23 protein-coding genes, 1 tRNA gene and 1 pseudogene are annotated in these 25,494 nt (G+C 70.3%); 12 read left to right on the top strand and 13 right to left on the bottom strand.

Annotation, left to right across the window (positions count from 1 at the left end; all coding sequences use genetic code 11):
- Window positions 1-63 precede the first annotated feature (63 nt).
- Window positions 64-240: pseudogene (locus ABZ079_RS06195) on the bottom strand (ASCH domain-containing protein); the annotation flags it as partial.
- An 856-nt stretch (window positions 241-1,096) separates the two neighbouring features.
- On the opposite strand from ABZ079_RS06195, the gene ABZ079_RS06190 reads away from it, so the two are divergent.
- The 11 genes from ABZ079_RS06190 to ABZ079_RS06140 all read left to right on the top strand — a co-directional run bounded on the left by ABZ079_RS06190 (window position 1,097) and on the right by ABZ079_RS06140 (window position 14,772).
- Window positions 1,097-2,575 (top strand): ice-binding family protein, encoded by a 1,479-nt coding sequence (locus tag ABZ079_RS06190; RefSeq protein ID WP_356938225.1) that lies wholly within the window; start codon window positions 1,097-1,099, stop codon window positions 2,573-2,575.
- Window positions 2,576-2,906: 331 nt separating this feature from the next.
- Window positions 2,907-3,476, top strand: coding sequence for a DUF5819 family protein (locus tag ABZ079_RS06185; RefSeq protein ID WP_356938224.1), 570 nt, complete (start codon window positions 2,907-2,909; stop codon window positions 3,474-3,476).
- Complete coding sequence (locus ABZ079_RS06180; protein ID WP_356938223.1) at window positions 3,463-4,617, top strand: HTTM domain-containing protein; 1,155 nt, start codon at window positions 3,463-3,465, stop codon at window positions 4,615-4,617. The genes ABZ079_RS06185 and ABZ079_RS06180 overlap by 14 nt, the downstream gene beginning before the upstream one ends.
- A 308-nt stretch (window positions 4,618-4,925) precedes the next feature.
- Entirely contained in the window at window positions 4,926-5,798 is an 873-nt protein-coding gene (locus ABZ079_RS06175) for a DUF2797 domain-containing protein (protein ID WP_356938222.1), read from the top strand.
- Window positions 5,799-5,884: 86 nt separating this feature from the next.
- Complete coding sequence (locus ABZ079_RS06170; protein ID WP_356938221.1) at window positions 5,885-6,265, top strand: antibiotic biosynthesis monooxygenase; 381 nt, start codon at window positions 5,885-5,887, stop codon at window positions 6,263-6,265.
- A 118-nt stretch (window positions 6,266-6,383) separates the two neighbouring features.
- Complete coding sequence (locus ABZ079_RS06165) at window positions 6,384-7,124, top strand: response regulator transcription factor (protein ID WP_356938220.1); 741 nt, start codon at window positions 6,384-6,386, stop codon at window positions 7,122-7,124.
- Window positions 7,121-8,797 carry a HAMP domain-containing sensor histidine kinase gene (locus tag ABZ079_RS06160; RefSeq protein WP_356938219.1) on the top strand — a complete coding sequence of 559 codons (1,677 nt, stop codon included), beginning with the start codon at window positions 7,121-7,123 and terminating at the stop codon, window positions 8,795-8,797. Before ABZ079_RS06165 ends, ABZ079_RS06160 begins: the two co-directional genes overlap by 4 nt.
- Before the next feature lie 14 nt (window positions 8,798-8,811).
- Entirely contained in the window at window positions 8,812-10,320 is a 1,509-nt protein-coding gene (locus tag ABZ079_RS06155; RefSeq protein WP_356938218.1) for a bifunctional glycosyltransferase family 2/GtrA family protein, read from the top strand.
- A complete protein-coding gene (locus ABZ079_RS06150; protein WP_356938217.1) occupies window positions 10,317-12,449 on the top strand; it encodes a glycosyltransferase family 39 protein in 2,133 nt (710 codons plus the stop codon). The genes ABZ079_RS06155 and ABZ079_RS06150 overlap by 4 nt, the downstream gene beginning before the upstream one ends.
- A 49-nt stretch (window positions 12,450-12,498) precedes the next feature.
- Window positions 12,499-13,896, top strand: a complete 1,398-nt coding sequence (locus tag ABZ079_RS06145; RefSeq protein ID WP_356938216.1) for an MFS transporter — start codon at window positions 12,499-12,501, stop codon at window positions 13,894-13,896.
- 117 nt (window positions 13,897-14,013) lie between these two features.
- The gene (locus tag ABZ079_RS06140; protein ID WP_356938215.1) at window positions 14,014-14,772 is read left to right on the top strand and encodes a TetR/AcrR family transcriptional regulator; all 759 of its coding nucleotides are present in this window, start codon (window positions 14,014-14,016) and stop codon (window positions 14,770-14,772) included.
- Between the two features lie 39 nt (window positions 14,773-14,811).
- Here ABZ079_RS06140 and ABZ079_RS06135 read toward each other — a convergent pair whose 3' ends face one another.
- The 4 genes from ABZ079_RS06135 to ABZ079_RS06120 all read right to left on the bottom strand — a co-directional run bounded on the left by ABZ079_RS06135 (window position 14,812) and on the right by ABZ079_RS06120 (window position 19,494).
- Window positions 14,812-15,282, bottom strand: coding sequence for a PPOX class F420-dependent oxidoreductase (locus ABZ079_RS06135; RefSeq protein ID WP_356938214.1), 471 nt, complete (start codon window positions 15,280-15,282; stop codon window positions 14,812-14,814).
- 201 nt (window positions 15,283-15,483) lie between these two features.
- Window positions 15,484-16,305, bottom strand: a complete 822-nt coding sequence (locus tag ABZ079_RS06130; protein WP_356938213.1) for a YceI family protein — start codon at window positions 16,303-16,305, stop codon at window positions 15,484-15,486.
- A gap of 155 nt (window positions 16,306-16,460) precedes the next feature.
- Window positions 16,461-18,989, bottom strand: a complete 2,529-nt coding sequence (locus ABZ079_RS06125; RefSeq protein WP_356938212.1) for an MFS transporter — start codon at window positions 18,987-18,989, stop codon at window positions 16,461-16,463.
- A gap of 13 nt (window positions 18,990-19,002) precedes the next feature.
- Window positions 19,003-19,494, bottom strand: coding sequence for a MarR family transcriptional regulator (locus ABZ079_RS06120; RefSeq protein ID WP_356938211.1), 492 nt, complete (start codon window positions 19,492-19,494; stop codon window positions 19,003-19,005).
- 205 nt (window positions 19,495-19,699) lie between these two features.
- Here ABZ079_RS06120 and ABZ079_RS06115 point away from each other — a divergent pair, with 205 nt between their 5' ends.
- Window positions 19,700-19,894 (top strand): hypothetical protein, encoded by a 195-nt coding sequence (locus tag ABZ079_RS06115; RefSeq protein ID WP_356938210.1) that lies wholly within the window; start codon window positions 19,700-19,702, stop codon window positions 19,892-19,894.
- 777 nt (window positions 19,895-20,671) lie between these two features.
- On the opposite strand, the gene ABZ079_RS06110 is transcribed toward ABZ079_RS06115, so the two are convergent.
- From ABZ079_RS06110 to ABZ079_RS06075, 8 genes are all read right to left on the bottom strand, one after another.
- Window positions 20,672-21,610 (bottom strand): RNA polymerase sigma factor SigF, encoded by a 939-nt coding sequence (locus ABZ079_RS06110; protein WP_356938209.1) that lies wholly within the window; start codon window positions 21,608-21,610, stop codon window positions 20,672-20,674.
- 360 nt (window positions 21,611-21,970) lie between these two features.
- Window positions 21,971-22,807: an RNA polymerase sigma factor SigF gene (locus ABZ079_RS06105; RefSeq protein WP_356938580.1), complete on the bottom strand. Its 837-nt coding sequence runs from the start codon at window positions 22,805-22,807 to the stop codon at window positions 21,971-21,973.
- Between the two features lie 174 nt (window positions 22,808-22,981).
- Window positions 22,982-23,275 (bottom strand): Dabb family protein, encoded by a 294-nt coding sequence (locus tag ABZ079_RS06100; RefSeq protein ID WP_356938208.1) that lies wholly within the window; start codon window positions 23,273-23,275, stop codon window positions 22,982-22,984.
- A gap of 10 nt (window positions 23,276-23,285) precedes the next feature.
- A complete protein-coding gene (locus ABZ079_RS06095) occupies window positions 23,286-23,465 on the bottom strand; it encodes a hypothetical protein (RefSeq protein ID WP_356938207.1) in 180 nt (59 codons plus the stop codon).
- Between the two features lie 187 nt (window positions 23,466-23,652).
- Window positions 23,653-23,737, bottom strand: a tRNA-Ser gene (locus tag ABZ079_RS06090).
- Between the two features lie 45 nt (window positions 23,738-23,782).
- Window positions 23,783-24,214: a tRNA adenosine(34) deaminase TadA gene (tadA, locus tag ABZ079_RS06085; protein WP_356938206.1), complete on the bottom strand. Its 432-nt coding sequence runs from the start codon at window positions 24,212-24,214 to the stop codon at window positions 23,783-23,785.
- Between the two features lie 65 nt (window positions 24,215-24,279).
- On the bottom strand, window positions 24,280-24,819 hold the full coding sequence (locus ABZ079_RS06080) for a hypothetical protein (protein ID WP_356938579.1): 540 nt from the start codon (window positions 24,817-24,819) through the stop codon (window positions 24,280-24,282).
- 326 nt (window positions 24,820-25,145) lie between these two features.
- On the bottom strand, window positions 25,146-25,343 hold the full coding sequence (locus tag ABZ079_RS06075) for a hypothetical protein (RefSeq protein ID WP_356938578.1): 198 nt from the start codon (window positions 25,341-25,343) through the stop codon (window positions 25,146-25,148).
- Between the last annotated feature and the right edge of the window lie 151 nt (window positions 25,344-25,494).

Genomic DNA, 25,494 nt, shown 5'->3' with positions numbered 1-25,494 from the left:
TCATCGTCGGGGCCGTGGCCGTCACGCCTGAGCGCTCCCCGGCGCGATCGAAGGCAGAGCCGCGTCACACGTCTCGTCCGTGCCCCTGACGCGGAAGCGGATGACGTCTCCGGAGGCCAGGTCTTCGAAGTGGGGGTACTTCACCCGTACCTCGATCGTCTTCTGACCGGCGACGACGAGGTCGAAGTACCGGCGGTAGAGGCTCGGTTCGCGGATACGCGCGGCAGCAGTCCCTGTCATCGGGAGGGAACGCTCCTAGCCGTTGCAGTGGACGTGAGCCGGCCGAAGTGGCGGGGGCCGGTGAGTGACACGCCGGTCGGACCGAGCAAGCGGTCGACGTACTCAGCCAACGGGCCTGCGCACTCTCGGCTGTCGAGCATCCATGGGACCGCGCCGTCGTGCAAGCATGCGTCCCTCGCGGATGAGGGACTTGACGCTGACAGGCGACGATGAAGCAGTAAAGCCGCTATTCCGCGCTGGAGGCCGCCGATCCCCCGTTCGTCAGGGCCTCGCGCGTCGACGACATAGCGGTTGCACCACTCACGGACCTCGGCTGCCTGGATCATTACGTTTCCCCGTGGAGCCGCGCCGCTCGGCGCGAATAATTGCACCGAATGTCGCAGTGCAGCTGCCGAACCGGTACCCCTGCCTTTTCCGGTGGCCCGGTCGACCGTGATCAGATCCTCATCCGAAGGATGAGTGCCGGATGCGGCCAAAGCCTCTTCGCCGGTGACGCATAGATGTGCCATGACTGCTGCTCCGGAGAGAGCCACGGAACTACTCATTTGCTCAACACGCCGGTGAGAAGTGGGATGCCGAATGGGATCAGCGTCGCCCAGGGGCAACGAGTGCACGAATGCCGCCTGGACTGACCTGGTGTCGCCGTGTCGCCCGCCTCGGCTAAACAGGCACGCCCATTCAGCTCATTGATAACTTTTTGTGATTTGTGATCAGCTCCTCAAATTCGACGAAATCACTCGCATAAATCGTAACTCGGTGCGTGCTCCTGAGTAACATGCCAGCGACAAGCAGGCGATTCCGTGCGACTGAGAACCGCCGAATACGTCACTTTCCCCTCACAGGAGTTGGCCCTTCGATGACGCTCAAAATCCCTGTCGCGCCTCTGCGGCGCACTTTGTCGGTATGGACCGCGGCGGTGCTTGCCGTGGTGATCTCCGCTGTCGTAGTGGCTGTGACGTCGACACAGGCGAATGCCCTCGTCACGTTTGTGGATCTGGGCAGGGCTGACAGCTTCGCGGTACTGGCCGGTTCGGCGACCACCAACACCGGCCCCTCGGTGATCACTGGAGATGTCGGAGTGTCTCCGGGAACGTCCATCACCGGCTACGGGCCGCCCGCCGTGGTGAACGGGACCCTGCACTCTGCGGACACTGTGGCTCAGGATGCCCAGACCGACCTGGCCGCGGCATACGACGCCGCCGCCGGACAGGCCTCCAATGGAGCACTTCCCCCGGACGCCGGTGGCCTGACGCTGGTTCCGGGCGTCTACACCGCCTCCTCCACTCTCGGGCTCACAGGAACGCTCACCCTGGATGGCCAGGGGGACCCCAACGCCGTCTGGGTGTTCCAGATCGGTTCGGGTCTCACGACGGCGTCCGGCAGCAGTGTCTCCCTCATCAACGGCGCCTCGCCGTGCAATGTGTTCTGGCAGGTCGGTAGTTCGGCCACTCTCGGCACCAACACTGCCTTCGTGGGCAACATCCTGGCCATGACCTCGATCACTGCCAACACGGGCGCGACCATCGAGGGGCGGGCGTTGGCCCGTAACGGTGCCGTGACGCTGGACACCAACACGATCACCCGGCCGGAGTGCGGGACCGGCACCACCGGGGGGACCACGACTACCGGCACTACGGGCACTACCGGCACCACGGCTACCGGCACCACCGGCACCACCGGCACCACCGGCACCACCGGCACCACCGGCACCGGCACCACCGGTACCACTGGAACAGACGGCACTACGGGAACCACCGGAACTACCGGAACAGCCAGCACTACCGGCACTGTAGGGACGACCGGCACTACGGGAACGACCGGCACTGTAGGGACGACCGGTACCACCGGGACTACCGGCGCCGTCGGGACGACCGGCACTACAGGAACGACCGGCACTGTGGGGACGACCGGTACCACCGGAACCACCGGCGCCGTCGGGACGACCGGTACCACCGGAACCACCGGCGCTGTCGGAACCACCGGAACCACCGGAACCAGCACTACAGGAACCACGACCGGAACCACCGGGTCCACGACCGGAACCACCGGGTCCACGACCGGAACCACCGGGTCCACGACCGGAACCACGGGGTCCACGACCGGAACCACGGGGTCCACGACCGGAACCACGGGCACCACCGGCACTACGACCACCGGAACGACCGGCGGGAACGGCCACGACCACGGCTGCAAGCCCGGGCACAACGGGCATGGCGACAAGCCCGATGAGCACTACGGGTACGGCGACCAGCCCGACAAGTCCAAAAAGCCCGAAAAGTCTAAAAAGCGCAAAAAGTCCGACAAGGACGATGGCTACGGCTGTGATCCTGCCTAGCGTGCACGGCCGACCCCGACGGGGTGAGTGCTCGAAGGCAGCCGCCCAGGTGCGGGAGTAGGACGGGCGGCGTGCGGCGCGGATCGTCGTCGATTCCACCGCACGCCGTCGGCGAAAGCTCAGGAGAACAAGGGTGAGAGAAGTCGGGACGGAGAGGCCGGATGGAGCCGTGCGGGGTGGCGTCGCAACACCCGATGCCGACGAGTCGGACGAGGCCGGCGCTGGGTCGGCCGCGCAGAAGGGGGGCGGGAGACCGCCTGCATTCCAAGTTCCTTCGGAGCCGCCCGCCACGCTGAGGGCCGGAGTACGCGTCACCGTGATCCTGTGTCTGGTGACGGCCCTGGTCCACGTGCTCCTGGTGTTCCTGCAGGTGGCACCACCAAATCCCATCTCCCGGCAGTACAGCCGGCAGGTCAGCGCCTGGATCTTCCCGTGGTTCGAACAGAACTGGCGACTCTTCGCCCCGGACCCGGAATCGGTCAACCGGCGGATTTCGGCAAGAACCGCGCACACCGCCCCGGACGGCCGCGTCCAGGTCAGCGGATGGTTCGACCTGACCGCCGTCGACACAGCTGCGGTGAGACACGACCCCTTTCCGAGCCACACAGCACAGAACATGCTGCGCCGGGCCTGGATTTCCTACCTCGAAACGCACGGTGGCGACGACCGTGCGCGCTCGCAGCGCGCCCGGATGATCCAGCGATACCTGCGCAACATCGCCGCGGATCGCGTAGCCGCCCATCGCCACGGCACGTTCGAGTTCATCCAGCTGCGGGTGATCACCGTGCCCATCGCCGCGCCACACGCAGCGGGTGGCCCCGGTCCCGGCGCGGCCGCACAACAGCCCGCCGACACTCGTTACCTGCCCTGGTGGAAGGTGGCCCGCCATGCAACAGGCTGAGCAGACATCGTTCGCGGCGGCCAGGCCGGGGCGCCCGGGACGCGGCACCGAGCGGGCGGGCGCACACGCGCCGCAGCCGGTGCCGGCCCGTATCGCCGCGCTCCTCGCCCTCCTGCTGGAGCAGCCGATCTCCCTGTACGCCGCGGCGGCTCTGCGCATCGGGTACGGTTTCCTGTACTTCGGCTTCCTGCTGCGCGAGTTCCCCCACCGCGACGAGATCTGGGGTCCCGGCTCACCGTGGACGCCGGCACTGGCCAGGCAACTCTTCGACCAGACCGGGTGGGCCAGCATCCTCACCCTGTCCGACGGTCGGGCCTACTTCGAGATCTGCTACGCGGCAGCCCTCATCACCTCCGCACTGTTCATGCTGGGCTGGCGGACGAGAGCGGTGTCCGTGCTGTTCGCGGTCGTAGTGTCGTCGTTCCACGCCAGGGCGATCTACATGGCGGACGGAGGGGACAACCTCATGATCCTCATGGCCCTCTACCTCGTGTTCACCGCATGCGGCCGGCGATGGTCCCTCGACGCGCGCAGGACCCGGCTCCGAGCGTCCGCCGACAGGACTGCCCGGCTCCCGCTGGACCAGGCGTCGGGCGAGTTCCGGCGTCACCTCGGTGAGGCGCGCCTGACAGTGATCACCGTGCTGCACAACTGCGGCATGCTCGTCATCGCCGCCCAGGTCTGCTTCCTCTACGGATCCGCAGGCCTGTACAAGGTGCAGGGCGCCTCCTGGGGCAACGGCACCGCACTCCACTACGCCCTGAACCTCGACGTGTTCCGGCCCTGGCCCGAGCTCTCCGCCATGGCGGACGAACACGACCTACTGATCGCCATCGCCTGCTACCTGACGGTGCTGTTGCAAGTGGGCTTCCCGTTCGTCCTGTTCGGCAGGCTGAAGTACCCGGTGCTGACAGTGCTGTTGGGCATGCACGTGAGTATCGCGGTGTTCCTGGGGCTGCCGCTCTTTTCCGGCGCCATGATCGTCGCGGACGCCGTGTTCCTTCCGGACCGCTTCTACCGGTACCTCGGACAGCTGTCGCGGCGCGTTGTCCCGTGGGCCGACGTCGAAGAGGCGCGGACTCCGACCCCCGCCCCCGCAGAGGCCGCACTGGTACCTGCGCAGTCGGGACCGGCCGGCTGAGGCCGCAACCCGATACCGTTGCGCGACGGCCGGAGCTCCGCTTCCCCTAAAGCTGGGCCGAACCAACGAAAAGCCGGGCGGGATCGACGAACGACTTGGTGGCATCAACGGTCAGCTCGGTCGCACCAACGACTTTCTCGGAAGGATCGCCGACGTACGGGGCTCACGCTCGACCGGGTGCATGACTGCGTACGCATGTTGATCAAGCGGGGCTGCATGCGGCAGGCGGGGATCGCGGCGGGCGCATCGCCGGTGTACGTCCTGTCGTGAAGCCTCACTGTCAGACCCGGCCTTTACCCTCATGGGTGATGGCACAGGTGTGGAAGTGCTCGGGGCTGCGCTGGGCGCCGGACGGTCCCGTGCTGGTGTGGGACGGCGGGCGGCGCAGCGCGCTGCCCCGGGGGAAGCGGGTCGCCTTCGCGGTACCGGAGGGGGCTGCGCGGACATGCGTGGGGGCGCGAGGGCATGCCTGCCCGCTGCGGGCCACCGTGCCGGTGCGGAGTACGGGGGCCCGGTGCGAGGAGTGCGCGCGGCTGGACCGGGCGCACTCCGTGGCCGCCGACACGATCGCCGACGATCCCCGGCCGTACCGGGTGTATCTGGCCTGGTTCGGGCCCGGGATGGTCAAGGTCGGGATCACCGCGGCCGAGCGCGGTGACGCCCGGCTGCTGGAGCAGGGTGCCGTCTGCTTCAGCTGGCTCGGCACCGGTCCGCTGATGGCCGCGCGGCGCACCGAGGAACTGCTGCGGGCCGCGCTGCGGGTACCGGACCGTATTCCTTACGCCGAGAAGCGGGCGGTGCGGTCGGTGCTGCCGGGGACGGAGACGGAGCGTGCCGCCGAAGTGCGGGAGCTGCACGCACGGGCCGCCGCGCTCGCCGGGTGGCCGGAGTCCCTGCGCCCGGAGCCATGCGAAGTCACCGACCAGGTACGCGCTTTCGGGCTGGACGAGGCCCCGGAGGCACTCGGTGAGGTCGTGGCACTCGGGCCGGGCGGTGCCGTGAGCGGTGAGCTGGTCGCGGCTGCCGGCCCCGATCTGCATCTGGCGGCCGGTGAACTCGGGGTCGTCGTCCTCGACACCCGGCTGATGGCCGGCTGGGAGCTGCTGCCCACGGCATCGGCGCAGGAGCGTCTCACCTTCCCGGTCCGGGAGTTCAGGAGGGATCAGGAGGGACTCTTCTGAGGGGAAGGTAAAGGATCGGATCCCGTACGGATCCCTTTGGGCAAGATCCATGGACGGGAACGACCGAACGGCCGAGCGTGGTTGACATGAGCGATCACGGAAAAGATCACGGAACCGACCCGGCCGTCCCCGCCGACGTACCCACCACCGTCCCCGAACCGCCGTACTACGCGGTCGTGTTCACCTCCCGCCGCACCGACGACGATCCCGACGGATACAGCGGCACCGCCGCCCGGCTCTCCCGTCTCGTGCGGGACGTGCCCGGCTTCCTCGGCGAGGACTCCGCCCACACGCCCGGCGGACTCGCCATCTCCGTCGCCTACTTCCGCGACCTCGCCGGCATCGAGCGGTGGCGGCAGCACCCCGAGCACCTCGCGGCCAAGCGGCACGGCCGCGAGCACTGGTTCGAGCGGTACGCGATCCACATCGCCCGGGTCGAGCACAGCCACGCCTTCCAGCGCTCCTGATGTGCTTCCGCTCCTGATGTCCTTCCCAGGGATTCCCTGAGCGGCGCCTGTGTGTTTCTCAGGGAAATCACAGATTCTGGAAAGCGTCTTCTCAGAGGACCCCGAAAGGGTGTCCACCATGACCACGACCTCGCCCCAGGGGCGCACCGAACTGCTGAGGCCGGACGGGAGCCCCGTCCGAGTGCTTGTGGTGGACGACGAGTTGTCGATCACCGAACTGCTGAGCATGGCTCTTCGTTACGAGGGCTGGCAGATCAGGAGTGCGGGTGATGGGCAGGGGGCCATCCAGACGGCCCGTGCGTTCCGGCCCGACGCCGTCGTGCTGGACATGATGCTGCCCGACATGGACGGGCTGTCCGTCCTCGGGCGGCTGCGCCGCGAACTGCCGGACGTGCCCGTCCTGTTCCTGACCGCCAAGGACGCGGTGGAGGACCGTGTCGCCGGGCTCACCGCCGGCGGCGACGACTACGTCACCAAGCCGTTCAGCCTGGAGGAGGTCGTCGCGCGGTTGCGGGGGCTCATCCGCCGGTCCGGTGCCGCCGACCGGCGGTCGGACTCCGTGCTCGTCGTGGGAGACCTGACGCTCGACGAGGACAGCCACGAGGTCTCGCGGGCCGGTGAGTTCATCCACCTCACCGCCACCGAGTTCGAACTGCTGCGTTTCCTGATGCGCAACCCGCGGCGCGTGCTCAGCAAGGCGCAGATCCTGGACCGCGTGTGGTCGTACGACTTCGGCGGGCAGGCCAATGTCGTCGAGCTGTACATCTCCTACCTGCGGCGGAAGATCGACGCCGGGCGGGAGCCGATGATCCACACCCGTCGTGGGGCCGGTTATCTGATCAAGCCCGCCGTGTCATGAGCGGGCCCCGACGGCCGAGTCCGCGGAAAGGTCGGCGCGAGAGTCGAGCGAGACAGCCGCGCACCCTGCGGAGCCGGCTCGTCGTCGCCTCGGTGGTGCTGATCGCCGTGGTCTGCGCGGTGATCGGCACCGTGACCACGCTGGCCCTGCGGTCGCATCTGTACGAGCAGCTCGACGACCAGCTGCACGAGGTCGGGGCCCGTGCGTCCGGTGACTTCGCCCCGCCCGGCGCGGCCAGGAGCGCCCTCGGGCCCGGCGGCCGGCAGGACGGCCAGGAGGCACAGCAGAGCGGTCAGACCGGGTTGCGGAACAGTCTGAAGGGCCGGGAGACCGACCTCTCGAACTTCGTCACGCACGGCCCGCAGCCGCAGTACACGATCGCGGCCAGGGTCGAGAGCGGCACTGTGACCGAGGGCAAGGTGGGCGACAAGTCCAACGACACCCTCCTGCTGAGTGCCAAGTCCCTCGGCGATGCCCAGCTGGCCGCCCTCGCCTCCGTCACCCGGGACGAGAAGCCGCACTCCGTGGACATCCCCGGCCTGGGCTCCTACCGCGTGCGGTACGCCGACGGCCCCAGCGGCGACTACTACGTCGGCATCCCCACCGAGGAGACCGACGGCAACATCAACGCCCTGATCCTCATCGAGGTCAGCGTCACCGTGGCCGGCCTGGTCGCGGCCGGTATCGCCGGTTACGTGCTCGTCGGCGTGGCCACCCGCCCTCTGCGCAGGGTCGCCAGCACCGCCACCCGGGTCTCCGAACTCCCGCTGCACACCGGCGAGGTGAACCTCAGCGAGCGGGTACCGGAGTCTGAGTGCGACCCGCACACCGAGGTCGGCCAGGTCGGTGGTGCGCTCAACCGCATGCTCGACCACGTCCACGGCGCCCTGCACGCCCGTCAGCGGAGCGAGACGCGGGTACGGCAGTTCGTGGCCGACGCCAGTCATGAGCTGCGGACACCTCTCGCCTCCATCCGGGGGTACGCGGAGCTGACGAGGCGTGGACGGGAGCAGGTCGGGCCCGACACCCGGCACGCGCTCGGGCGGATCGAGTCCGAGGCCGGCCGCATGACCCTTCTCGTCGAGGATCTGCTGCTGCTCGCCCGGCTGGATGCCGGACGGCCGCTCCAGTTCGAGCGGGCCGACCTCATCCCGCTCGTCGTGGACACGGTCAGCGACGCGCGCGCGGCCGGCATGGACCACAACTGGCGGCTCGACCTGCCCGACGAGCCGGCCCTCGTGTCCGCGGACGCGGCACGGCTGCAGCAGGTGCTGGTCAACCTGCTGGGCAACGCCCGTACTCACACGCCACCCGGGACGACCGTCACCGCGCGCGTGCAGCGGCGCGGGCCGTGGATGTGCGTGGACGTCGAGGACGACGGGCAGGGCATTGCGCCGGAGTTGTTGCCGCGTGTCTTCGAGCGGTTCGCGCGGGGCGACTCCGCGCGCTCCCGGGCCACCGGGTCCACCGGGCTCGGGCTCGCCATCGTGCAGGCCGTCGCGGCCGCGCACGGCGGTGCCGTGACCGTGGACAGCGTTCCGGGGCGGACGGTGTTCACCGTGCAGCTGCCCGCGCTCGTCCCGGCCGTTCCGCGACCCGCCGCGGAAACGAACCGGCAACCACACTCACAGGCACAGCACAGTGCCACCACATGGGTGCGACAGGGGGCTTGAGGAGAGTCGGTGCCATGCGAACCGACTCTTCTCCCGGCACCCTGCCGGCGCGGGAGCACCTCCCGGCCGGAGACGCCGGTACGCCTGTCCTGGACGTAGTGATCCCCGTCTACAACGAGGAGAAGGACCTTCAGCCGTGCGTCCGCAGACTGCACGAGCACCTCACGCACACCTTCCCGTACGCGTTCCGCATCACGATCGCGGACAACGCGTCCACGGACACCACCCCGCAGGTGGCGGCGCGGCTGGCGACGGAGCTTGTCGAGGTCGCCCACATCCGCCTGGAGCAGAAGGGCCGCGGTCGCGCCCTCAGGACCGTGTGGTCCGCGTCCGAGGCACCGGTCCTCGCCTACATGGACGTCGACCTGTCCACCGACCTCAACGCCCTGCTGCCGCTGGTGGCGCCGCTGATCTCGGGTCACTCGGACCTGGCGATCGGCTCCCGGCTCGCCCGTACCTCCCGGGTGGTGCGCGGCCCCAAGCGGGAGCTCATCAGCCGGGCCTACAACCTGATGCTGCGCGGCTCCCTCCAGGCCCGCTTCTCGGACGCCCAGTGCGGCTTCAAGGCCATCCGGGCCGATGTGGCGCAGGTGCTGCTGCCGCTGGTAGAGGACACCGGCTGGTTCTTCGACACCGAGATGCTCGTGCTCGCCGAGCGGGCGGGGCTGCGCATCCACGAGGTACCGGTCGACTGGGTCGACGACCCGGACTCCACCGTGCACATCGTGAGGACGGCCACCGACGACCTCAAGGGCGTGTGCCGGGTCGGCAAGGCGCTGGCCACCGGTTCGCTGCCGCTTGACCGGCTGACCCGGCCCTTCGGTGACGACCCCCGCGACCGCGAACTGGCCGACGTGCCGAGGGGGCTGGCCCGCCAGCTCGTCGGGTTCTGCGTCGTCGGCGCGCTGTCGACCCTGTGCTACCTGCTGCTCTACAACCTCTTCCGGCAGTTCTCCGGCTCCCAGGCCGCCAACGCGCTCGCGCTGCTGGTCTCCGCCATGGCCAACACCGCCGCCAACCGCCGGCTCACCTTCGGGGTGCGCGGCCGGGGCGGCGCCGTACGGCACCAGGCACAGGGCCTGGTCGTCTTCGCCATCGGACTCGCCCTGACCAGCGGCTCCCTGGCCGCCCTCGAGACGGCCACCGCCAGCCCGGCGCACTCCACCGAGCTGGCGGTGCTCATCGCCGCCAACCTCGCGGCGACCGTGCTGCGGTTCCTGCTCTTCCGCGCCTGGGTCTTCCCGGACCGGGGTGAGTCCGGCGCCGGCCCGACGGTGGTCGCGGCCCACACCCCGTCCGCACCGGCGTACGGGTCGACGGCTCCGTACGCGCCGCTCCCTCGACGCCCGGCCCCGCTCCCGCGGCAGCCGTACCAGCGGGAGCCGCACGAGCAGCAGCCGCACCGGCCCTACCAGACCACCGAGATCCGCGCCGGTGAAGCCGCGGACGGCAACTGGAGGGACGCCACCCTGCACCCGCAGCCGGTGCGCCCTCACGACACCGACCCGGGAGACCCCCGATGACCACCCACTACGACCAGCCGACCGCCGGGCAGGCCAGTCCCGCCCCAGGGGGCCCGCCCCCGGCCGCCACGGCGCCCGAGGCCGGCGAACCCCGAGAGCCTGCCGCGCGCAGAATGCGGCGCGGCCGTCCCGAGGACCCGCGCTGGGTGCGCCCGGCCTTCCTCGGCCTGCTGGCCGCCACCCTCCTGCTCTACCTGTACAACCTGAGCGCCTCCGGTTACGCCAACTCCTTCTACTCGGCGGCCGTGCAGGCGGGCAGCGAGTCCTGGAAGGCGTTCTTCTTCGGCTCGCTGGACGCGGGCAACGCCATCACCGTCGACAAGCCCCCGGCCTCGCTGTGGCCGATGGAGCTGTCGGTGCGGATCTTCGGCCTCCACTCGTGGGCGATCCTCGCCCCCGAGGTGCTGATGGGCGTGGCGACCGTCGCCGTCGTCTACGCCGGTGTGCGCCGCAGGTTCAGCCCCGCGGCCGGTCTGATGGCCTGCGCGGTGCTCGCGCTCACCCCCGTCGCGGCGCTGATGTTCCGGTTCAACAACCCCGACGCGATGCTGGCGCTGCTGATGTCCGTGGCCTGCTACCTCGTGGTCCGGGCCGTCGAGGACGGGCGGACGAAGTGGCTGGTGTGGGCGGGTGTCGCGATCGGCTTCGCGTTCCTCGCCAAGACGCTCCAGGCCTTCCTGATCCTGCCGCCGCTCGCCATCGTGTACGCGGTCTGCGCCCCGGTGCCGTTGAAGAAGCGTTTCGGACAGCTGGCCGCGGCGACGCTCGCGCTGGTCGTCTCCGGCGGCTGGTGGGTGGCGGTCGTGGAGCTGTGGCCGGCCTCCTCCCGCCCGTACGTCGGCGGTTCGCAGAACAACAGCTTTCTGGAGCTGACCTTCGGCTACAACGGCCTCGGCCGGCTGAACGGCGAGGAGACCGGCAGCGTGGGCGGCGGCGGCGCGGGCGGCACCGGCATGTGGGGTGAGACCGGATGGGACCGGATGTTCGACTCCGAGGTCGGCGGCCAGATCTCCTGGCTGCTGCCCGCCGCGCTGATCCTGCTGGCCGCCGGCCTGGTGGCCACCCGCAGGTCGAAGCGGACGTCCGCCACCCGGGCCTCGTTCCTGGTCTGGGGCGGCTCCCTGCTGACGACCATGGTCGTCTTCAGCTTCATGGCGGGCATCTTCCACCAGTACTACACCGTGGCCCTCGCCCCCTACCTCGCGGCCGTGACCGGCATGGGCGCCGGGCTGCTGTGGGAGAGGCGGCGGGAGCCGTGGGCGTCGATCACCCTCGCGGCCTCCGTGGTCGCGGCGGCGGCCTGGGGGTACGTCCTGCTCAACCGCACCTCCGACTATCTGCCCTGGCTGAAGTGGCTGGTGCTGATCGGCGGTCTGGCGGCCGCGCTCGGCCTGATCTTCGCCGGCCGCCTACCCCGGCGGCCGGCCCTCGGGGCGGCAGCGGTGGGCCTTGTCGCCGCGCTGGCCGGCCCGGCCGCGTACACCCTCAGCACGCTGCAGCAGGGCCACACCGGTTCGATCGTGACGGCCGGTCCGGCGGGCGCCGGCGTGATGGGCGGCCGGGGCGGCGGCCCCGGCGGCCCCGGCGGCATACGAGGCGGCTTCGGCGGCGCCATGCCGGCCCGGCCGGGGCAGCAGGGGCAGCAGGGGCAGCGGAACGGCAACGGTTTCCCGGGTGGCGGCATGCCGGGCCGGCAGAACGGCAACGGTTTCCCCGGCGGCGGCGGCCGGACGGGCGCCGGCGTGATGGGCGGCGGCGCGGGTGGCCTGCTGAACGGCGCGAGGGTGTCCGCCGAGGCCAAGAAGCTGCTGGCGACGGGCGCGTCCGAGTACACCTGGGTCGCCGCGTCCATCGGTTCCCAGAACGCGGCCGGCTACCAGCTCGCCACGGGGGATCCGGTGATGGCCATCGGCGGCTTCAACGGCACCGACCCGTCCCCGACGCCGGCGCGGTTCAAGAAGTACGTGGAGGAAGGAAGGATCCACTACTTCATCGCGGGCGGTGGCATGGGCGGCGGCGCCAACAGCGGCACGTCATCCTCGATCAGCTCGTGGGTGCAGAGCAACTTCAAGAAGGTGACGGTGGGTTCGGCCACCTTCTACGACCTCACACAGAAGACGAGCGGCTGACCGAGAGGTGGGCTGTACACCGTATAGCGAGCGCTATACGGTGTACGGCATGTCCTCTTCCCAAGGTCATCCCCAACGCTGGCTGATCCTCGGCGTCATCTGCCTCGCGCAGCTCACGGTGCTGCTCGACAACACCGTCCTGAACGTGGCCATCCCCTCGCTGACGCGCGAGCTGCACGCGGCCACCTCCGACATCCAGTGGATGATCAACGCCTACTCCCTGGTGCAGTCCGGCCTGCTGCTCCCCGCGGGGAGCGCCGCCGACCGCTACGGCCGCAAGAAGATGCTGATGGCCGGGCTGGCCCTCTTCGGCATCGGCTCCCTGGTGGCCGGACTGGCCGGCTCCACCAGTCAGTTGATCGCCGCACGAGCCGGCATGGGCATCGGCGGGGCGCTGCTGCTGACCACCACGCTGGCCGTGGCGATGCAGATCTTCGCGCCCGAGGAGCAGCCCAAGGCGATCGGCGTCTGGAGCGCCGTCAACGCACTGGGCTTCGCGGGCGGCCCGCTGATCGGCGGCTTCGTGCTCAAGCACTTCTGGTGGGGCGCGATCTTCCTCGTCAACATCCCGGTCGCGGCGCTGGGCCTGGCCGCGGTCGTGGCCCTCGTACCGGAGTCCAAGGATCCCCGCGGCGACCGCCCGGACCTGCTCGGTGCGCTGCTGTCCACCATCGGCATGGCCTCGCTCGTCTTCGCGATCATCTCCGGTCCCGGCCACGGCTGGACCTCGGCGCGTGTGCTGGCCCCGGCGGCGGTGGCGGTGGTGGTGCTGAGCGCCTTCGCGTGGTGGGAGAACCGGGTCCACGAGCCGATGCTCGACCTGCACTTCTTCCGCGACCGGCGGTTCACGGGCGCGGTCACCGGGGCCGTGCTCATCACGTTCGGCATGGGCGGCGCGCTCTTCCTGCTGACCCAGCACCTGCAGTTCGTGCTCGGGTACGGACCGCTGGAGGCCGGCCTGCGGACCGCTCCGCTGGCGCTGACCGTGGTGGCGCTCAACTTCACGGGTGTCGCGGCGAAGTGGTCGGCGCGGTTGGGGACACCGGTGTCGATCGCGCTCGGGATGGTGGCGATATCGGCGGGGCTGGTGGCCATCGCCGAGCTGGACACCGGCTATGCCGGAGCGCTGCTGGGGCTGCTGCTGATCGGTGCGGGGTGCGCGGTCGCCAATCCGGCCATGGCACACGCCATCATGAGCGCGATTCCTCCGGAGAAGGCGGGGGTGGGTGCGGGCGTCAACGGCACCCTTGCCGAGTTCGGCAGCGGTCTTGGTGTGGCCGTGCTGGGGGCTGTGCTCAGTTCCTCCGTCGCCTCGGGCGAGCCGTTGTCCGCCGGCCTGGGGGCCGGACAGTTGGTGGGGGCCGTTGCCGTGGTGGCCGGGGGGTTCCTGGCGGCGGGACTGCTTCGCCGGGCGGAGCGGGTGGTGGCCCAGGAGGCCGGGGGGTAGGGGGAATGCGTGCGGCTGCGGCTCGTTCGTGGTTGATCGCGAGGGAGCCGCAGCTGGGGCGCGGCCCGCGCCCCTAAAGTGGGGACACCGGGCCGGAGACTTCAGAAAGGTGCGCCGATGGTGAAGCAGGCTGCGCGGTCGGCGCGAGGGAGTGTCTGGCTGGCGGGCAAGGCCCGCCGCGGTGGGCGCAGCGGGCAGCCGTCCGGCCTCGACCGGGAGCGGATCACCGAGGTGTCCGTGCGGCTGCTGGACGCCGAGGGGCTCGCGAAGTTCTCCATGCGGCGGCTGGCCGGTGAACTGAACGTCACCGCGATGTCCCTGTACTGGTACGTCGACACCAAGGACGATCTGCTGGAACTCGCCCTGGACGCGGCCTTCGGCGAACTGCGGCTGCCGGATCCGGGGAACGCGGACGAGGACTGGCGGGAGCAGTTGCGGGGGCTGGCCACCGACTACCGGGCGCTGCTGGTGCGCCACCCCTGGCTGTCGCCGCTGGCCGGGCGCTACCTCAACATCGGCCCGAACTCGCTCGCCTTCTCCCGTGTGGTCCAGCGGGTGGTCCGCCGGGCGGGGCTGCCCGCACAGGGGGTCACCGGGGCCATCGCGGCCGTCTTCCAGTTCGTGTACGGCTACGGCACGATAGAGAGCCACTTCTCCGCGCGGATCGAGAACACCGGGCTGAGCCCCGACGAGTACATGGAGCAGGCCATGATCATGGTGGCCGAGGACCCGGGGACCGCCGAGGCTATGGAGGAGTCCAAGGACCTCATGGCGGCCCGCGGCGGGGACACGGTGGCCGAGATGCTGGACCGCGACTTCACCTTCGCGCTGGACCTGCTGATCGCCGGCATCGAGGCGATGGTCGCCCGCGGCTGACCGCCGGACTCCTTTCCGTCGAGTGCGGTCGAGTGGTGGTTACCGGTCGGCGGTCAGCCGTGCCGGGAAGCCGCCGGTGGCCACGGGGCCCCAGCGCTCGGGGGTCACCCGGATGATGGACTTGCCCTGCTTGAGCATCGCCTGCCGGTACTCGTTCCAGTCGGGGTGTTCACCGGCGATGTTGCGGTAGTACTCCACCAGCGGCTCCACGGAGCCGGGCGCGTCGATGACCTCGGCGGTGCCGTCGATCTGCACCCACGGGCCGTTCCACTCGTCGCTCAGGACGACCAGGGCGACCCGGGGGTCCCGCTTGGCGTTGCGGGTCTTGGCGCGCTCGGGGTAGGTGGAGACCACGATCCGGCCCGAGTCGTCCACGCCACAGGTCAGCGGGGAGGCCTGCGGCCCGCCGTCGCCGCGGCGGGTGATCAGCAGGGCGCGGTGGCGGGGGCGCACGAAGTCCAGCAGCTCGTCCAGCGATACACGGGTGTTGGTCGCGATGTTCGGTGCCATGGCGCGCAGCCTAGGGGGAGAGGGCAGCTGCCGGCCTGCCCCTGTGAGGCTCAGGTTCAGCGCGTCGGAGCCAGACCGCCGGCGTCCTGAGGGAGTGCCTCGGCATCGACGCGGCGGCGGCCTCCGAGAGCCTGGTCCGTCCTCCCGGTGGGAGAGGACCTGGACCTCGCCCGAGAACCCCCACCCCCTACGGGACGACCTTCAGGCGACGGGCAGAGAGTCGCCCTGGACCGCCTGGATGTCCAGCTCGACCTTCAGGGTCGTGCCGATGGCGGCGATGCCGGCCTGGAGGACCTGGTTGTAGTTCATCGCGAAGTCCTCGCGGTGCAGTTCCGCGGTGGCCCGGAAGGCGGCCCGGGTGCCGCCCCACGGGTCGGCGCCGCTGCCGAGGTAGGCCAGGTCCAGGTCGACCGGCCGTACCACTCCGTGCATCGACAGTTCGCCGTGCACCGTCCAGCGGTCCGGACCGGCCTGGGTCAGACCCGTCGAGCGGTAGGTGATCTCCGGGTGCCGTTCGACGTCGAGGAAGTCCGCGGACTTCAGGTGCGTGTCGCGCATGCCGTTGCCCGTGTCGATGGAGGCGGCCCGGATGACCGCTTCCACGCGGGACTTGGTGACGTCGTCGGGCGCGATCTCGATCGTGCCGCCGAACTCCGTGAACCGGCCGTGCACGCTGGAGATGCCCAGGTGCTGGGCGACCGCGGCCACGGAGGAGTGCACCGGGTCGATGGTCCAGGGGCCGGGCGGCGGCAGCTCGGTGCCGCCCTGCCGGGCCAGCGTGACCGTGCCGACCTCGGCCCGGCCGCTCGCGGTGACGATCGCGCTGGACGCGGCGGGCGCGTACCCGACGGCCGTCACGATCACGGTGTACGCCCCCGGGGCCAACTCGGTGGCATCCCGTACTGCCCCCTCGGTGTCCGCCTCGGCCCGCAGCACCTGCGTACCGGCCATGTCGGTCACCGTGACGACCGCGTGCGACACGGCCCACCCGTCCCGCGTACGGATCTTCGCGGTCAGTCCCATCCCGTTTTCGTCCCTTTCCCGTGCTCGTACGCCTCCGGGGCCCTCCGGCCCCTTCGGCTCCCAGCGCTGCGAAGCATTGCAAAGTGGTCGTATCGAACCGGCCCGTGGCACACGCCGCACCTGAGGAGCCGCGCGCACCACGGGCCGTGGCCGAACTACTCGCCGGGGTGGGCGAGTTCGATGTCGTGACCGTCGACTCCGATGCCGTTGACGGTCAGGGCCGTGGCCACCGGCGGGTAGCCCGTCGCGATCACGGTGTACTCACCGCTGTCCAGGTCGGTGAAGGCGTACGCCCCGTCCGAGCCGGTGGTGGCCGTGCCGACCACGTTGCCCGCCTGGTCGACCAGCGTCACGCGGGCGTCGGCCAGCGGACCGTGCGGTGCCTTCACGACACCCTGGAGCCGGGCACCGGCGTCCAGGTCGACCTCGATCCGGGTGACCCCGGTGGCGCCCACCTCGACCGGCAGCGCGCGCGGCCGGAACCCGATCGCGTTGACCGCGACGGTCACCACGCCCGGCACCAGCTCGCCGAACGTGAACTCGCCCTGTTCCCCGGTGAGGGCGGTGGCGAGCAGGTCACCGCGCACATCGGTGACGATCACCATCGCGTCCTTGACCGGCAGCGTGTTTCCGGCGGCCCGGACCACACCGGTCAGCCCGCTGGTGCCGCTGAGCAGGATGTCGTACGACAGCGTTTCCTCGCCCACCACGATGGTGGAGGCCTGCGGCTGGTAACCCTCGGCGGAGGCGATCAGGACGTAGCTGCCCGCACCCGGGGCGCGCAGCGCGTAGGAGCCGTCGGCCTGGGCGACCGAGCGGCCCAGCTGGCGGCCGGACAGCGAGATCAGGGTGACCGCGGCCCGCGCGACCGGGGCGCTCTCGGCGCCGCGGACGAAGCCGTGCACCGGGGTGCCGTCGGAGGGCCCGGGCTCCGCCACCGTGGCGACGGCCGTCGGCGGCCGGGTGGCGGTCGTCCCGGTCGTACCGTCGGACACCGGGGCGGCGGCGACCGCGGCCGGCACCGGCTCGGCGGCCGGGGCCTGGGCCTCGGCGACGACGGGGGTGGCGGCCGGGTCGGCCACGGGGGCCTCCCCGTCGGCGGACTGCGCGAGCGCCCCCTTGGTCTTCAGCGGGACCTCCTTGATGAACAGCGTGATCAGGAAGGCGACGGCGGCGAGGCAGCCGGCGATGAGGAAGACATCGGCGATGCCGTGGCCGTAGGCGCTCTCCAGGAGCGTCCGGATGGGCGCCGGGAGCCTGTCCATGTCCGGGATGCTGTCGGTGGAGCCGGAGCGGGCCATGGCCGCCTGGTACTTGGGGCTCAGGCCGGCGACGCCGTCCTGGACGTACGACGTGATCCGGTGGGACATCACGGCACCCAGCGCGGAGACGCCGACCGCGCCGCCGAGGGAGCGGAAGAAGGTGACCGTGGAGCTGGCCGCGCCGAGGTCGGAGGGCGCCACCTGGTTCTGCGTGGCGAGCACCAGGTTCTGCATCATCATGCCGATGCCGAGACCCAGCAGGGCCATGAAGACGGCCATCTTCCAGTAGTCGGTGTCGTACCGGATGCCGCCGAGCAGCACCAGGCCGGCCGTCACCAGCACGCCACCGCTGACCAGCCACGCCTTCCAGCGGCCGGTGCGGGTGATGTACTGGCCCGAGACGGTCGAGGAGACGAACAGGCCGGCGATCATCGGGATGGTCATGACGCCCGACATGGTCGGGGACTTGTCGCGGGCCAGCTGGAAGTACTGGCTGAAGAACACGGTGCCGGAGAACATCGCGACACCGACGAACAGCGAGGCGAGCGACGCGAGCGTGATCGTGCGGTTCCTGAACAGGCGCAGCGGGATGATCGGCTCGCTCGCCCTGGACTCGACGAGCACGAACAGCACGCCGAGGACGATCGAACCGCCGACCATCGCGTAGGTCTGCCAGGAGAGCCAGTCGTACTTGTCACCGGCGAAGGTGACCCAGACCAGCAGCAGGGAGACGGCGGCGGAGATGAGGGTCGCGCCGCCCCAGTCGACCTTGACCTCCCGCTTGACCACGGGCAGGTGCAGGGTCTTCTGCAGCACGATCAGCGCGATGATCGCGAAGGGGACACCGACGTAGAAGCACCAGCGCCAGCCCAGCCAGGAGGTATCGGTGATGACACCGCCGAGCAGCGGGCCGCCGACGGTGGCGACGGCGAAGGTGGCGCCCAGGTAGCCGGAGTACCGGCCGCGCTCGCGCGGGGAGATCATCGCCGCCATGACGATCTGGGCCAGGGCGGACAGACCGCCGACGCCGATGCCCTGGAACACCCGGAAGGTGATCAGCATGCCGGGGTTCTGCGACAGACCGGCCGCCATCGAGGCGACGACGTAGATGATCAGCGCTATCTGGACGAGCGCCTTCTTGCTGTACAGGTCGGCGAGCTTGCCCCACAGGGGAGTGGCCGCGGTCATCGACAGCAGGGCGGCGGTGACCACCCAGGTGTAGGCGGACTGACCGCCGCCGAGGTCTCCGATGATCTCCGGCAGGGCGTTGGAGACGATCGTGGACGACAGGATCGCCACGAACATGCCGAGCAGCAGCCCGGACAGGGCCTCCATGATCTGCCGGTGCGTCATCGGGGCGTGGCCTGCGCCTCCCCCGTGCTTGGCGTGAGCCCGCACACCGGCTGGTGTGGTCGTTGCCATGGGCTTCCTTCTCTTACGTGCTTGCGGGTGTACGGGTGGTCTCTTCGATTACGGGTGCGGGTAGCCGCGGGGCGGAACGGCAGTCACCGAAGGACGCGCGCAGGCGCGTCATCAGCCGGATCAGCTGGCCGACCTCGTCGTCGGTCCAGTCGGCGAGCCGCTCGGCGAGCAGACGCGTGGTCCGCCGGGACAGTTCGTCGAGCTGCTCGAGCCCCTCGGGTGTCAGGCGCAGGATGCGCGAGCGCTTGTCCGCGGGGTCCGGTGACCGCTCGATCCAGCCGCGTGCGGCGACGTGCGCGACATGCCGGCTCGTCACCGACATGTCCACGGCGAGCAGCTCCGCGAGCTTGCTCATGCGCATGTCGCCATGCCGGCCGAGCAGCGTCAGCACGGCGGCCGAGCCGGCCGGGCAGTCGGGCGGCAGGATCCGCCCCATGTCCCGTTTCACGGCTCCGACGGCACTGAGCTGACGCGCCAGCTCTTCGAACTGCGCCTGCTCGGCCATCACACCTCCCGTATTCGTTGCTTGGGGCAACCATAGGTCTGCTTGGTTGCTGCAGGCAAATAAATCAGGGCCCACCGACGCAAAACCTTGGCAAAGGCAAGTATTGCGAGTGTAAATAAGCAGGCAGCCGCAGGTGACGTGCCCCCGTCTGTCCCGGTGGCCCCGCACTTGGGTCGGTCACCTGGATTCGCTAGGGTCTCGGGGCATGGCTAACACCCAGGGCCCCCAGGGCAATTACGACCCCGCCGGCAGCACCCAGATGTTCCGCGCGTTCGTCGACGAGGCACCCCAGGGACGGCAGCCGCAGGCGGCCTCCTCGGGCCCCCGCGTCGGCCTGATCATCGGCATTGTCGTCGCGCTCGTCGTGGTGGCGGGGGTCGCCTGGCTGGCGCTCAAGTAGGACCTGCTCCCACCGGACGGACACGTCCCGCATCCTCGACGCACACCGTCCGGATGTGGTCCGTGTGTGCCCCCGGTCCGATCGGTACCGGCAGGTCCTCGGTCGACTCGACCGTTCCCCAGTCGCTGCCGAGCGCGCCGATGACGCGCGTCCCGAACGTCACCGAGCCCGAAGGCGCCGCCACGTCAACGGAGTTGCGGAGGGTGATGGCCGCCTTCTGGCACCCGGCGCTTGTCCGTGTCCTCGGTCACGGGTCCTCCCCGGGAGAGGCCGGACGGTGACGCGGGAGGGGCCGTGGTCCCGCCGGGAGCCGTTCGTACGACCGGGCCTGTTTCCGCCCGCGTCACCGGAAGGGCCCGCGGTGGGCCCGCGGTACCCGTGCGGGGGTCCCTGCCCGGGCCGGAAGCGTGGTTCCGGGCGGTCCGTCCCGCACCGCCGCCCCGCACACCGCCCAGCGCTGCCCGGGACAGCCCTGGCCGAGGCGGAGTTACCGCCCTGGCCCGTGCCCTCGCCCTGCTCGCCGTCGAGCGGGAGCGACCTCACCGGCCCGACCGGGGCCACCGGCCGGGCCGCCCCGGCCGTCTCCCGCGCCGACCGCGGCGTAACCGCCGCCCGAGCCACCGCCACCGCGTGCGGCCAGTACCCCGGCGAGACGGACGACGGCCGCCGACGCTGCCGTAACGGCGCCTCGGCGGCCACGAGTCCACATCGTGCGCGTCGCCCCTGCGGCCCTGCCGCTCGCGACACCGGGCCGGTGGCTGACGGGGCGGGGAAGCCTCAGTCGGAGATCAGGCCGTCCCGCAGCTGGGTCAGGGTCCGGGTCAGCAACCGGGAGACGTGCATCTGGGAGATGCCGACCTCCTCGCCGATCTGCGACTGGGTCATGTTGGCGAAGAAGCGCAGCATGATGATCCGGCGCTCGCGCGGCGGGAGCTTGGCCAGCAGCGGCTTGAGGGACTCGCGGTACTCCACGCCCTCCAGCGCGCTGTCCTCGTAGCCGAGCCGGTCGGCCAGCGAACCCTCGCCGCCGTCGTCCTCGGGGGCCGGGGAGTCCAGCGAGGAAGCGGTGTAGGCGTTGCCGACCGCGAGACCGTCGACGACGTCCTCCTCGGAGACCCCGAGCACCGCGGCCAGTTCCGTCACCGTCGGGGAACGGTCCAGCTTCTGGGAGAGTTCGTCGCTGGCCTTGGTGAGGGCCAGGCGCAGCTCCTGGAGCCGGCGTGGGACGCGCACCGACCACGAGGTGTCGCGGAAGAAGCGCTTGATCTCGCCGACCACGGTCGGCATCGCGAAGGTCGGGAACTCCACGCCCCGTTCGCAGTCGAAGCGGTCGATCGCCTTGATCAGGCCGATCGTGCCGACCTGGACGATGTCCTCCATCGGCTCGTTGCGGGAGCGGAAGCGCGCGGCCGCGTAGCGGACCAGTGGCAGGTTCAGCTCGATCAGGGTGTCCCGGACGTAGGCCCGCTCGGGACTGTTCTCGTCCAGGGTGGCGAGCCGCAGGAAGAGAGAGCGGGACAGAGTACGGGTGTCGAGGTCCGCCGAGGCCTGGGCGGCCGGGACGGCCTCCGTGGGCACGGCGGAGGGGTCGGTTGGGGCCGGCACGGCGTCGAGGGCCGTGACGTCATCGAGGACGTCGAGAGCGTCGAGCTCTTTGGGCGCTGCCTCGCTCTTCGTGGGCGTCAGCACCTTCGAGCTGCCCTGATCTGCGGACATGCCACCCCCTTTGGGTCGCGGGACGGTCGCGGCGGTGCTGCCTTTCGAGCAACGCAGCCTTCACCTGAATACCGGAGCCGGAGCCACGGCAAACGCGCTTCCCGCAGAATGTCACATGTCGGCAACGCGCTGTAGTGACATGTCGACACGAGAGATGTGAATCGGGCCTGGAAAGAAGGGGTCTGACGCCTTTTCGGGCCGCAACTGTCGGGAACCGCCCTGGTGAGCGATTCGCTCGTGCCGGTTACCGATCGCTCGGGTTTGCGAGGCAATGCTGTTCGGCCCGTGCTTCCGTGCGCCCGCTATGCATCGGCCGAACACCCGCTGTGCATCGGTCCGACGGCGGCTGCGTCCGTGGGGCTAGGCCTCGATCCGATTCGCGGAGCGAAGCCGCTGGAAGCTACGGGCGAGCAGCCGCGAGACATGCATCTGGGAGACGCCGAGCTCCGCGCTGATCTGAGACTGGGTGAGATTGCTGTAGTACCGCAGCAGAAGGATTCGCTGTTCCCGCTCGGGGAGTTGGACGAGGAGATGGCGGACGAGGTCGCGGTGTTCCACGCCGTCCAGGGCCGGGTCCTCGTAGCCGATCCGGTCCAGCAGCCCGGGCAGTCCGTCGCCCTCCTGCGCGGCCTCCAGCGAGGTCGCGTGGTACGACCGTCCCGCCTCGATGCAGGACAGCACCTCCTCCTCGCTGATCCGGAGCCGCTCGGCGATCTCGGCGGTCGACGGCGAGCGCCCGAAGGCCGTGGTGAGGTCCTCGGTCGCGCTGTTGACCTGCACCCACAGTTCGTGCAGCCGGCGCGGTACGTGGACCGTGCGGACGTTGTCCCTGAAGTACCGCTTGATCTCGCCGACCACGGTCGGCATCGCGAAGGTCGGGAACTGCACGCCCCGGTCCGGGTCGAAGCGGTCGATGGCGTTGATCAGGCCGATGGTGCCGACCTGGACCACGTCCTCCATCGGCTCGTTGCGGGAGCGGAAGCGGGCGGCCGCGTAGCGTACGAGCGGGAGGTTCGCCTCGATCAGCGCTCCCCGTACCCGGTTGTGCTCCGGGGTGCCCGGCTCGAGCTGCTTCAGCTCGGCGAAGAGCACCTGCGTCAGGGCCCGGGTGTCGGCGCCGCGGCGCTTCTCGGGAGCCGGAGAGGCCGGGGCGGACGCCTCCTCCTGGGGTGGCGCAGTACTGGCCGACACGGTCACCGCCACCTCTTCATGGGTCAATCATCCGTCAAAAGCGGTCATAGCATCACAAGACATGTGCACTGTGTGCAAGCACCGCATAACGCCGTGTTGGGTTCATACTTCGACAAGTTGGGGCTTAAGACGCACCGAAGCCCCCCGCTGGAACAGCGGGGGGCTCCTGGGCGTAAGGGCTCAGAACTCGTAGTCGGCGATCACCCACGTGGCGAACTCGCGCCACAGCGCGACGCCGGCCTGGTGCGCCGGGTGCTCCAGGTAGCGCTTGAGCGCGTCCGTGTCCTCGACGGCCGAGTTGATCGCGAAGTCGTAGGCGATCGGCCGGTCGCTGATGTTCCAGGCGCACTCCCAGAAACGCAGTTCCTCGATCTGGCCGCCGAGGGCCTTGAAGGCCTCCACGCCCGCCACGACCCGCGGATCGTCACGTTCGACGCCCTCGTTGAGCCTGAACAGGACCAGGTGGCGGATCATGGGGTGTACCTCAGCTCTTTCCTCCGTGGGCGACCCAGGTCATGAAATCGCCGATGGCCTTGGCGGCGTCCGATATGCCCTCGAAGCCTATCTGGACATAGTCGGCCGCCTTGGCCGGGTCCGTGATGATCACGTACAGCGCGAAGACCGCGAGCACGTACACGGCGATCTTCTTGGCGTTCACCGCCACCGCGGCCTCCCCTGTGCCTCTGCCCCCCGTGGGCCCCTGCTGCCGGCGGTGAGTGTAACCTTCAGGCCTCTTTCCGGGAGCAACGGCCCGCCGCTCCAGGCTTTTTCGCCGGGCCCGTGCGGGCAGTGCGGGGGTCCCGTCCCAGGCATACGAAAGGACCCCGTCGTGAGACGGGGCCCTTTTCGAGCGGTAGCGGAGGGATTTGAACCCTCGGTGACTTGCGCCACACTCGCTTTCGAGGCGAGCTCCTTCGGCCGCTCGGACACGCTACCGAGGGAGACCTTACAGCAAGGCGGGGCATGGTTTGAAATCGGTATTCAGCGGTCCCGGAAAAACTCCGTGAGGAGATGGGCGCAGTCCGCCGCGAGAACGCCCTCGATGACCTCCGGCCGGTGATTGAGCCGGCGGTCACGGATCACATCCCACAGGGAGCCGGCCGCGCCCGCCTTGTCGTCCCGGGCGCCGTAGACCACCCGGTCCACCCGTGACTGCACGATCGCGCCCGCGCACATCGTGCACGGCTCCAGGGTGACCACCAGCGTGCAGCCGGTCAGCCGCCACTCCCCGAGCCTCGCGGCGGCCCGCCGGATCGCGAGGACCTCCGCGTGGGCCGTGGGATCGCCGGTGGCCTCGCGCTCGTTGTGCCCGGCTCCGAGCACCGTCGCGCCGTCCGGGGACAGCACGACGGCGCCGACGGGGACGTCTCCGCCCCGGGCCGCCCGTTCGGCCTCGTCCAGGGCGAGCCGCATCGCGGCCCGCCAGCGGTCGCGTACCGGGTCCGGGAAGCCGGCCGTCCCGCCGGTGTCCTGGGCGGTCAGCGGACGGTCTCCAGCACCTCCGAGGCACCCAGGGCCTCGGCGATCGAGCTCAGCGCGTCGTCGGCGTCCAGGGCGCGCAGCTCCTTCTCGCCGATGCCCAGGTCGTCGAGGATCTCGCTGTCGCCCACCGGGCTGTGCGGCACGGCGTCGGCGGCGGCAACCGCCTCGTCCTCGTCCTCGTCGTCCTCGGACTCACCGTCCTCCGTGCCGTCGAGGTCCAGGGCGTCCAGGTCCGGGCCGTCGTCGGCGCCGGGCTCCCGGCCGAGGAGTTCATCGGTGAGCAGCAGCTCACCGTAGGCGCTGCGGACGGCGGCGGCGGCGTCCGAGACGTAGATGCGAGGGTCTTCCTCGCCGTCCACACGGACGACGCCGAACCAGGCGTCCTCCTGCTCGATCAGAACGAGCACCGTGTCCTCGTCGGGAGAGGCTTCCCGGGCCAGGTCGGCCAGATCCGACAGGGTCTCCACATCGTCCAGCTCTGTGTCGCTCGCTTCCCACCCGTCTTCGGTGCGCGCGAGCAGTGCGGCGAAGTACACCGTGACTCTCCCACTGGTCATAGGCGTGCCGGTTGGGGGTCCCCCCGGCGGAGGTACGTGGGCGGAGAGAGCTTGGGCTCCGAGCCCCACCCACTCGGAATCGTGGCAGAAACAAGGCGTTCAGGGGACGTCTTCGGCTCCCTGTGTGTCTGGCTGTTTCGATCGTGGTTCGGTCATCGACCCAGCAGCGCACTCATTGCCGCCACCTGCGGATCGTACGCGGCTTTTCCAGTCACTCACGCACGCCCGCCTCGCGAACACCGGCGTGGGCGCGGGTCTTCCGGATCGCCAACTTCCTTACCGGGCCTTGCTCACGGCTTCCCTCCCTACCAGCGGAACGTTCGCATCCGCATCGCGTGGCGCAGCCGTGCGGCCTTGGCGCGTCGCGGCTGGACCCGGGCGCGCAGCGCGCGGGCCTCGGCGAGGTCGCGCAGGAACTGGGCGCGCCGGCGCCGGCGCTCGGCGTCCGTCTCGCGGGACGGGCGGCCAGAGGCGGCGGAGCCGGGCTGCGCGGCCCTGGGCAGCGCGGAGCCGGACGCCGCGGGCTTCGCCGCGCCGCCGGTGTTCCCGGGCGCGTTCTCAGGAAGGTCAGGCAGGTCAGGCACGTCACACCACCCCAGTCCGTCCCTTCCACTTTCCCTCGGACGGGCGGTTTGACGCCAGCACCAGGGGGTG

Origin of the sequence: Streptomyces sp. NPDC006314 (assembly GCF_040613075.1) — a bacterium.
Classification (GTDB): domain Bacteria; phylum Actinomycetota; class Actinomycetes; order Streptomycetales; family Streptomycetaceae; genus Streptomyces.
This window is presented reverse-complemented; position numbering and strand designations above follow the sequence as displayed.